Below are 9,661 nucleotides of genomic sequence, written 5' to 3' on the forward strand. Positions count from 1 at the left end.
TTCTTTTAGAGTATAAAGACCCCACAAAGAGTGTTGAATTTAATGATAATCGAATTGCGGTATTTATAGCCCAACAAAGTACAGTTTACAAGGGACTACACAGGGTAACGGTCTGACGGGAGGTGTGCCGCCCGTCAGATTTTCCATGTGATATTCAAGCTGTCGCTTGTGGCGGCTATGGTGGTAATCATCAAATCCACCACCCGCCGCTTGTCGTCAAAGGATACATTCTCCCAAGTGTCGAGGTAGCCGGAAATCTGGCTGACCTGTTCCGGGCTAATGGCTTCCACCGTTAGTTCCGCTATCCTCGCCAGAAGTTCCTGCTTGCGCCCGTCCAGTTCTGCTATCTTCACATTCACATAGGAGAGCAGGACATTGTTTGCACCCGTCAGACTGTCCACCAGCTTTTCAATCTCGCTGTCCACATGGGCAAGCTCCACTTGCAGTGCTGCAATTTTCGGGTTTGCCTTTGCCGCTTTCTTTCTGCCTGTCAGCGTCTTGTAGCTTGCCAGTTTCTTTACCATCTGCTGATAAACAACCGCTTCCAGTTCCGAAGTAATGATTTTCCCGCACCCCGGACAACTCTTGTTATCCAGCCGTTTCGTACAGCGAAGGTATTGCTTGCCGGAGGGATTGAAGATACTCATAAGGGCATACCCGCAGTTCCCGCACTTGATTTTTCCCGCCAGCCATGTGTGGGTGGCTTTCCGGGCAGACTGGATTTTCATGTTGTTCATCAGCTTCTTACGGCAGGTCAGCCAGATGTCGGAGGGAACAATGCCCTCATGGGGAGCCAGTACCAGCATTTGGTCTTTCAAGTCGTTCTTTTTGCTGGGCTTCACATCCCGCCCTTGATACAGATAGCAGCCGTTCATGCCTGTAAAATCGGCAGCGTCATTGACAATGACCGTCCCTTGACTTTTGAAAAATTCGTACACATCAAGGTCTGCCTGCACATAGACGGGATTGCGTAACATCTGCGCCAGCGTGGGGCGTATCAGCTCTTTGCCATGGAACAAAATCCCCTGTTCGGCAAAGTGCCGGGTAATGTCCCCGTAGGAGGTTGTGGGCTGGGCGTACATCTCAAACATCAGCCGGATATTTGCTGCTTCGTCCGGGTTTACCACCAGCTTCTTTGTGTTGATACCGTCCATCTTAATCGGCTCTGTATGGAAGCCGTAAGGGGCTTTCCCGCCCATCTTGAAGCCCCGCTGACTGCGGGAGTAGTAAGCGTCCGTTACCCGCTTCTGTATGGTTTCTCTCTCAAGCTGGGCGAACACGATACAGATATTCAGCATAGCCCGCCCCATCGGAGTAGAGGTATCAAACTTTTCCGTAGAGGACACAAACTCCACATTGTATTGCTGGAACAGCTCCATCATATTGGCAAAGTCCAGAATGGAACGGCTGATACGGTCGAGCTTGTAAACCACGACTTTTGCAATTAAGCCCCGCTTGATGTCCCGCACCAGTTCTTGAAACTTCGGACGGTCTGTGTTCTTGCCGCTGTACCCCTTGTCTGTGTATTCCTTGCAGTTACCGCCTTTCAACTCGTATTTGCAAAATTCAATCTGGCTTTCAATGGAAATGCTGTCCTTTTTGTCTACCGATTGCCTTGCATAGATTGCGTCTATTCGATTATTCATATTGTCGCTCCTTTTCTTAAAAAAGAAACGGAGCTGCTGACACCTTTATTATACCGTCAGCAGCCCCGCAAATCAACGATGGCTTCGGAAAATCTTATGCTCCGGCTTCCTCACTCTGCCGTTTGTCGGCATATTTGCGGAACACCTCATAAAGCTGCTGTTCCAGCTCCCGGCGTTTTGCCGCTTCCTGCTCCGGCGTGAACACCGGGGAGAGATTTTCCAGCGTGATTTCCTTTCCTTGAAAAGTCACGACTTCGGTTTCTTTCTTGTATCTGATATGCTCCATAGTACCTCCGTATTTAATTTTCAAAGTGCAGTGCCGCCATGCTGCGGCGTGAAATGTTTTCTGCCATCAATCACCGTTCCCTTGTGTGCCGCTGCTGCCGTTTCAGTTCCACCAGTATATCCGGCGGGATACGGTCAACCAGCCGCTGTAAATCGTCCAGTTCGCTTTTCAGCTTTGCCCGTTCCATCGTATCTTTCATCTTGCCTTTTTCGCTGGCTTTGGCTCTGGCTTCCAACTGTTCCTTTTCTGCCAAAAGGTCGTTTATTGTGACCTTATATTTTTTGAGCTGACCGGAGAAGTTCTCCATCTGCGGAAACCATTTTTTTAGCAGGGAGAGGGCTTCCTCTTTCTTCTTTCCAGCGTTGAACGGGGTAATACCGTCCAGCGTGGCTTCAATGGTTCTTGCCTGTTTTGAGAGATTGACCGCCTGCTTGAACAAACGGGTGGGGATATGCTTCCTGCCTGTCTTGCTGGCACTTTCCCCACGCTCCAAGTCGGGATATTTCTCCACCATATAAGCGTGAAAATCGTCCTGCCATTTTGTGAGATTGGCTCTATTCCCGATAATCTCCTTTGCACACAGGCGGTTGTCCTCTGTCAGCGGGACAAAGACCAAATGCAGGTGGGGCGTTTTCTCGTCCATGTGTACCACCGCCGACACGATATTTTCTTTCCCTACCCGCCCGATTAAGAAATCAGCCGCCCTCTGGAAAAATTCCTGTATCTCCTTTGGGGACTTCTTCTTGAAAAACTCCGGGCTGGCGGTAATCAGCGTATCCACAAACCGGGTGCTGTCCCTGCGGGTGCGGCAGCCAGCTTGTTCAATGCGGCTTTGAATGAAGTGGTAATAGCGTCCCTCCGGCTTGACGATGTGGAAATTGTACTTGCTCCGGCTGGTGTCAATGTCGGGATTGCTGGCGTACTGTTCTTTCTGTCTTTCGTGATGGGCTTCCAGCGGTCTTGCCGGATTTCCCTTGTGTTTTTCAAATCGCAAAATTGCGTGTTGTGCCATGAAACTCCTTTCTCCATTCCGTTCCTTTCCGGGACTTTTCCACAGGAAAATCCCACAGAAAATATCTCAGATAGGAAGGGAATGGATAAGATATAAATAAAATCGTTTTTATCTCTGTATTTCTATATACCGTCTGGTTTTCGTACTTCAAGAGGATTGATTATCGTACTCATCGAGTGCGGTTTTCAGCCCTCCGGCGTACCAGAATGGGATTTCTTGAAGTCGGTGTTTGGAACCGCTTCGTAGGATTTTGGGTAAATGCGGTTGGGTTTTCCACAGCCCTGCTTCTGGATTTCCACCAGTCCGGCATATTGCAGTTCCCGCAGGGTGTTGACCGCCTTCTGCCGCCCGCAGTGGAGCAACTCCACTACCTCGTTGATGGGATAATAAAGGTAAATCCGCCCATATTCATCTGCCCAGCCGTTTTTCCGGGACAGGTCTGTCCGGCGCAGGATAAAGGCATACAGTACCTTTGCTTCGTTGGACAGGGGTGTGAATGTGGGGGCTTCAAAAAGGAAATTCGGAAGCCGGGTAAAGCTGACCGCCTTTTCCGGCTGATGGATATAAATGGTGTTTGTCATATCGTGTTTTGTGGACGGTTAGAAGCCTGTTTCCGGGGGCAGACGGTAGTTTCTATTGCCTGCCCCTGTTCTGTGCTTGCAAAGCCTTGTAAATCAAGGACTTTTCAGCCCCTAACTGTCCACGGTAGACCTCCTTTTCCGTTCACTTTCTGTTTTCTGCCGCCTGTGAACTCTGGCGGCACAGCCGGGGCAGTATTTTGCCCTGTTGGATTGGGGGACGAACACACCGCCGCAGACCGCACAGCGTTTCAAGTCCTTATCCCGGAAAATCTCCGCTTCCAGCGTCCCGATTTGCGGTAAGACCGACCAGCGGAACCACTTGCAGCAGACCGAGAAAGAAATGGTCTGGGGACAGGTGTGGGTGTCCCCATCGTCAAGGAGCATACAGTTCCCGTCCTCATAACAGCAGCACTCCCGGCGGATCAGGGCGTTTGCCTGTTTCCTCTGTGCCGGTGTCATGCGGTAAAGGGAACCGTCCTGCCTGCGCTCTATGGGCGGCAGTCGTTTATATTGGTTCTCTCTCATGTGTTCCCTCCATTTTTCCTTAGCCGTTCTCCCCGAAAAGGCTTCCTGCCCCATTCCTGCGGCGTGTTCCAGCGTTGGCACGCTCCCCGGACTTCGGGACATTTTGTCCCGAAGTGGCTCGTTGCGGTGCTTCCCCTGCCGGGGTATTCCTTTTCGGACGGTCATTCTGTTTTCAAGGTGCAGCTCATCGATGAACTACCTTAAGTCTACACCTAAAAGACCGCCCGCCCCGTATATCCATAAGGTCGGAAATCAGCCCGGAAAACTCTTTATTTCCACGCTCTCGGAATTGTGGTAAAATAATAAATACAAGACGATAAATCGGAAGTTGTGAGGTGTTCAAAATGGATAGCATAGTGGAACTTGTCAAGAGAAATGAGCAGCTTCTCCTTGAAAATGCTGAAGCACTAAATGATGAGGAAGTAGAACAGGAAGATATTGACGAGTATCTTAAAATTCAAGGTGCTACAAAAGAAGAATTAAGCGCCTTTGAAAATCAATTTCAAATAAGATTGCCAGAGGATTTTAAAACCGTATATTCATACAAAAACGGCAGCGGCTATATGAGCTTAATTTGGCCGCAGGAGGGATTTTATCGCGGGTATCGCCTACTGTCACTAAAAGAAATAATCAAGTTAAAATCTCTTTTTCAAAATAAAAACTGTAAAATGACAGAGTTTCCAAATGTAATTGGTGAAAAACAACTGCAACAATTAGACGAACGCATAAAGCCATATCTGTTTTGTGAGCGTTGGTTTCCCTTTGCTGAGTATGCCGGTTCTCTTTATCTGATGTTGGACTATAACCCAAGCGAGAAAGGTGAAATCGGTCAAATTATTTGTTATGTGCATGACCCGGATTTTATCTATTATGTCGCTCCGAACATTACCGAAGCACTGAAAATGACGGAAACAGTTATTGAGAATTTAATATAATTTTTCTTTATATGATGTAAGCGATAGCTTCCCATTTATTGGGCAGACAAGGAGGGAGCGCATGGAACTATCCATACAAGAACGATTGAAAGATTTGCGTGTGGAGCGTGGGCTGACGCTGGAGCAGCTTGAGGAGCAGGTAAATCTCTCCAAGTCTGCGCTGGGCAGCTATGAAGCAAAGGATTTTAAGGACATCAGTCACTATGCTATTATCAAGCTGGCGAAGTTTTACGGCGTGACCGCCGATTATCTGCTGGGACTGTCCCAAACAAGAAATCACCCAAACGCCGATCTTGCAGACCTGCGTTTGAGCGATGATATGATTGAACTATTGAAAAGTGGGCGGGTGGATAATTCCCTCTTGTGTGAGCTGGCGGCACACCCGGATTTCCCCCGGCTCATGGCTGACCTTGAAATCTATGTAAACGGTATCGCTGGCAAACAGGTGCAGAGTGCAAACGCCATTGTAGACGCTGTGAGCACAACCATTATGAAGCAGCACAATCCCGGCTTGTCTGACCCGCAGTTAAGACAGCTTATCGCCGCCCATATTGATGATGACAGCTTTTGCCGCTATGTGATACAGCAGGACATAAACAAGATAGCTCTTGACCTGCGGGAAGCGCATAAGGACGATTTTTTCAGCGTCCCGGAGGACAATCCTCTGGAAGATTTTTTGCAGACCGCCGAGGAAACCGCCAGCCCAGACAGCGATCCGGAGCAAGCAGCTTTGGCGTTTATCTGTAAGCGGCTCAAATTGAATTTGAAGAAGCTGTCCGAAGAAGAAAAGAAGTGGCTGAAAAAGATTGCACAGAAGTCGGACTTGCTGAAAAATCCGAACCCGCAGCGGGGGAGGAAATAAAAGAAATATATTACGGAGGAAATACAGATGAGATTTTGGGGCAAAGACAGAAAACAGGATAACAGAAAAAATATTTGGATTGAGCATCTCAATATTGATACAGGAAATTGGTTTCAAGTGTTTTCAGCTTGCTTAGGTAAAATGATAGCAATACAGACTGCTTGTAGTGAGCAGGTGGTAAAGGGGCAGGACTGGAATGTTGATTTTTCAGAGGGCGTAATACTTTTTGGAAATCAAAAGTATCCGCTTCAATTCATCGGAAGCGAGGCAACATCAAGTAACACATGGCTGTGGGGGTGGGAAAATGTCAATGGATTTTCCGAGAAAATTATTCAGGTAGCCACACACGCAAAAGTAGTGGGGGAACGCTGGAATTTAGAGCCACTAACGACAGCAGAATTTACATTGGACGATACATTCAACGGGCATAACCTGTCTATCGTAACTTGCGGCTTAGTTGATAAGTATTGTTATTACAGAGGTCCACATTCTGGTGGAGCAATTTTTGTTGCATTTTCAGGTGTTCCTGATAGTGTGTTTGCCTCCATCGATGTTCAAAAATTCGTATCTATAACGACGCAATGTATTCTACAATTTCATATTGATCACAAAATTTTTGTGGAGGGATTTCTCTCGTGGAACAATACGCAATATGAATGGAACAATCAAACATTACTCGCTCATTTTCAGCAAGATTTGAAAATTGACTTTGAACAAGTAAATAATTTTTGGCGTATTTGCGCTATGAATACCATTTTATCTGGAAAATAGCAAAGCCAGCCGAGCCAGTCAACGGTCAAGATAAACGGCACATTTTATGTGCCGCCGTTGACAGTCCTGCCCGTCTTTGCTGATGGGCAATCAAGACGGGAAAGCCCTAAAATGGCTTCCCGCCTATTTCAATTTTGAGAGAAAAATCCGTCTGCTTTTTCGTAAGTGTGGCCACAAGTTCGGGACATTTTGTCCCGAAGTCCGGCGTGGGACAAGGGACGGGGGCTTTCATATACGCCCTGTCTGCTGGCGAAACCAGTCCTGCGCTTGCGGCTCCATGCCACGCAATCACAGCCCTGTTTTCCTGCCGTTTCAAATGCCCTTGCCCTCCCTGGTGGCAACCGCATTTTCGCAGCAACGCCGACAGAGCGTATAACACACTACACTTTGCGAGCAAAGTCGTGTGCCAAGGGGCAAGCCCCTTTGGAAACCCCAGACAACAAAACAGGCTGAATATCCCGCACTTCCCCGGTGCTTGATACTCAGCCTTTATTTGTTGTCAGCAGCCCCCGTTTCGTGGTCTGCGTGTAGTTCCTTGTAAACTGACCTAAGGCAATTGCTATATCACTAATCGAAGGCATAGCCCGACTGATATGGTTTGTATCTACAAGAATATTACCGAAACAGATAGAGATAAATACCAAAATCTTGTATTTGTTGAAATACCAATATCAAAAGCGATACTGACTGAATCAGTACAACAGGCAAAAATGTGGTTGATGAACTATGGCTTGAGCAGTCAACAAAAGAAAAAGCTGAACAAAATACGAGCGAACTATGGATACCAAGCAATAAAATAACCAGAACTTATGAATCTATTTGAATATGATGGAACGCCGTATGAAGCGAAAGTTTCATGTACGGTGTGAAGCGGGGGAAAACTTGGAGATAACATCAAAGAGTTACCTATCGCTATCCGACCTTGCGGATTTATCCGCTGTCATGCCAGAAGTCTATTACAAAAAGGAAGATATAACTGCCTGCATTGACCGATTCTATCATGGCATGATGGCAAGGAGCGAATCCATGAAACTGATGGAAAACTATAAGACAGGTGAGAATTATGCCTATCTCGGTCTTACTCCCCACTTCCTTATCTTTGATGAATATGTGGCATTTATGGAAATGCTGGCGACAAAGGAAAATGCCGCTGTGCTGAATAAGCTCAAACAGATAGTCATGCTTGGTCGACAGGCTGGATATTTTCTGATTCTCGCCTGCCAGCGTCCAGACGCAAAATATCTTGGCGACGGAATCCGTGACCAGTTCAATTTCCGTGTGGCATTGGGTCGTATGTCGGAGCTGGGTTATTCTATGATGTTCGGTGAGGTTGACAAGGACTTTTTCTTGAAACAGATAAAAGGACGTGGCTATGTCGATACAGGAACGAGCGTTATATCAGAGTTTTACACGCCCCTTGTTCCTAAAGGTCATGACTTCCTAAAGGAAATCGGCAGGCTGTCAAAAAGCAGGCAGGACGGACAGGCGGCGTGCGAAGCGAAAGCCGCAGGTACGGACTAGCCTGTGTTGGTGTGGCTTGCCACACCAACCATTCGCCCCCGTTATCTAACAGGGGGGCACAAATTATCTGGAAACAGTTCAATAAATATGGAAAAAGCCGCTAAGACAGCGGATTTTCCAGAGATTCAAAGGAATGTGATAAATTCAGCAACGGTCACATTCCTTTTTTGATTGGAGGGATTATGACTGAATGATACTGACTGGATAGACCATTTCAAGGAACGACGGACACAGTACGGCGTTTCCCAGAACCAGCTTGCGGTCATGGCTGGTGTCAGCAGGGAATATATCAGCAGGCTGGAATCTGGCAAAGTAGCCTTGACGGAAGAAATCAAGGTGAAACTGACGGACGCACTGGATAAACTGAATCCAGAAAATCCGCTGGAAATGGTCTTGGATTATGTGAGAATCCGATTCCCCACACAGGACGTTAGGCACGTTGTTGAGGATATTCTCAAAATAAGGCTTGATGTGATGATACATGAGGACTTCGGATTCTATTCCTATTCAGAGCATTATGTCTTGGGCGACGTGTTCGTGCTGACTTCGCCCGATAAGGAAAAAGGCACATTGCTGGAACTGAAAGGAAAAGGCTGCCGCCAGATGGAAAGCTACCTTCTGGCGCAGCACAGGAGCTGGTATGACTTTCTCATGGACGCTCTGCTGGAGGGAGGTGTGATGAAACGTCTTGACCTTGCCATCAACGATATGGCAGGAATCTTGGATATTCCAGAGCTGACAGAGAAATGCAACCATGAAGAATGTATTTCCGTATTCCGCAGCTTTAAGAGCTACCGCAGCGGCGAGCTTGTAAAAAGCAGGGAACAGGACAGATACGGTATGGGAAATACATTGTATATCGGTTCGCTGAAATCGGAAGTCTATTTCTGTATCTACGAAAAGGACTATGAACAGTATGTCAAATACGAGATTCCCCTTGAAGATACGAAAATCAAAAACCGTTTTGAGATAAGGCTAAAGAACGAGCGAGCCTATTATGCGGTGCGTGACCTGCTGACCTACCATGACGCAGAGCGTACCGCTTTTGATATTATCAACCGCTATATGCGATTCGCTGACAAGGAGGTGGATAAGCGGCGCAGCGAATGGAAAACCAATGAAAGGTGGGCGTACTTTATCGGTTCTGATCGTGGGCGTTTGAAATTAACGACCAAACCAGAACCGTACACCCTCACACGGACGCTGAACTGGATAAGCAGGCAGGTTGCCCCGACTTGGAAAGTCTTGCAGCAGATAGACGACACCAACGGAACAACGTATCTCAAAGATATTTTGAACCATGCAAAGCTCACAGAGCGTCACAAAAAGCTGATTAAACAGCAGACAACTTCCACAGAAGAAATTACAACACAGGAGGAATGACAACATGAAAAACTTTTTATTTGACCTGTTCCTGTTCTCACTTGGGGCAGGTTTTGGTGTAGTTAGTGTCTGCTGATTAAGCAGCTATCTGTAACTTCCAACTCTTATATCTGTTCCGGTCATACCAGAATCGGAACAG

At 47.2% G+C, this 9,661-nt stretch carries 9 protein-coding genes and 1 pseudogene; 5 read left to right on the plus strand and 5 right to left on the minus strand.

What is annotated here, in order from left to right; translation table 11 throughout:
• Positions 1 to 134: 134 nt before the first annotated feature.
• From ACESSZ_RS15760 to ACESSZ_RS15780, 5 genes are all read right to left on the minus strand, one after another.
• Entirely contained in the window at positions 135 to 1,646 is a 1,512-nt protein-coding gene (locus ACESSZ_RS15760; RefSeq protein WP_499842894.1) for a recombinase family protein, read from the minus strand.
• A gap of 94 nt (positions 1,647 to 1,740) precedes the next feature.
• Positions 1,741 to 1,932 (minus strand): hypothetical protein, encoded by a 192-nt coding sequence (locus tag ACESSZ_RS15765; protein WP_002566025.1) that lies wholly within the window; start codon positions 1,930 to 1,932, stop codon positions 1,741 to 1,743.
• 70 nt (positions 1,933 to 2,002) lie between these two features.
• Complete coding sequence (mobV, locus tag ACESSZ_RS15770) at positions 2,003 to 2,944, minus strand: MobV family relaxase (protein ID WP_499842895.1); 942 nt, start codon at positions 2,942 to 2,944, stop codon at positions 2,003 to 2,005.
• A 185-nt stretch (positions 2,945 to 3,129) separates the two neighbouring features.
• Entirely contained in the window at positions 3,130 to 3,525 is a 396-nt protein-coding gene (locus ACESSZ_RS15775) for a replication initiator protein A (RefSeq protein ID WP_015521724.1), read from the minus strand.
• A gap of 111 nt (positions 3,526 to 3,636) precedes the next feature.
• Positions 3,637 to 4,050 (minus strand): cysteine-rich VLP domain-containing protein, encoded by a 414-nt coding sequence (locus ACESSZ_RS15780; protein WP_499842896.1) that lies wholly within the window; start codon positions 4,048 to 4,050, stop codon positions 3,637 to 3,639.
• A gap of 344 nt (positions 4,051 to 4,394) precedes the next feature.
• On the opposite strand from ACESSZ_RS15780, the gene ACESSZ_RS15785 reads away from it, so the two are divergent.
• From ACESSZ_RS15785 to mobT, 5 genes and pseudogenes are all read left to right on the plus strand, one after another.
• Positions 4,395 to 4,985: an SMI1/KNR4 family protein gene (locus ACESSZ_RS15785; protein WP_033117768.1), complete on the plus strand. Its 591-nt coding sequence runs from the start codon at positions 4,395 to 4,397 to the stop codon at positions 4,983 to 4,985.
• A 61-nt stretch (positions 4,986 to 5,046) separates the two neighbouring features.
• A complete protein-coding gene (locus ACESSZ_RS15790; protein WP_177509161.1) occupies positions 5,047 to 5,847 on the plus strand; it encodes a helix-turn-helix domain-containing protein in 801 nt (266 codons plus the stop codon).
• Between the two features lie 27 nt (positions 5,848 to 5,874).
• Positions 5,875 to 6,618: a DUF6882 domain-containing protein gene (locus ACESSZ_RS15795; protein WP_195522017.1), complete on the plus strand. Its 744-nt coding sequence runs from the start codon at positions 5,875 to 5,877 to the stop codon at positions 6,616 to 6,618.
• A gap of 915 nt (positions 6,619 to 7,533) precedes the next feature.
• A pseudogene (locus ACESSZ_RS15800) lies at positions 7,534 to 8,139 on the plus strand (ATP-binding protein); the annotation flags it as partial.
• A 186-nt stretch (positions 8,140 to 8,325) separates the two neighbouring features.
• Positions 8,326 to 9,522, plus strand: a complete 1,197-nt coding sequence (gene mobT, locus ACESSZ_RS15805) for a MobT family relaxase (RefSeq protein ID WP_151165487.1) — start codon at positions 8,326 to 8,328, stop codon at positions 9,520 to 9,522.
• The last annotated feature ends 139 nt before the right edge of the window (positions 9,523 to 9,661 follow it).

The organism is Eubacterium sp. 3_1_31 (assembly GCF_964249515.1).
In the GTDB taxonomy this organism is placed as follows: domain Bacteria; phylum Bacillota_I; class Bacilli_A; order Erysipelotrichales; family Erysipelotrichaceae; genus Longicatena; species Longicatena caecimuris.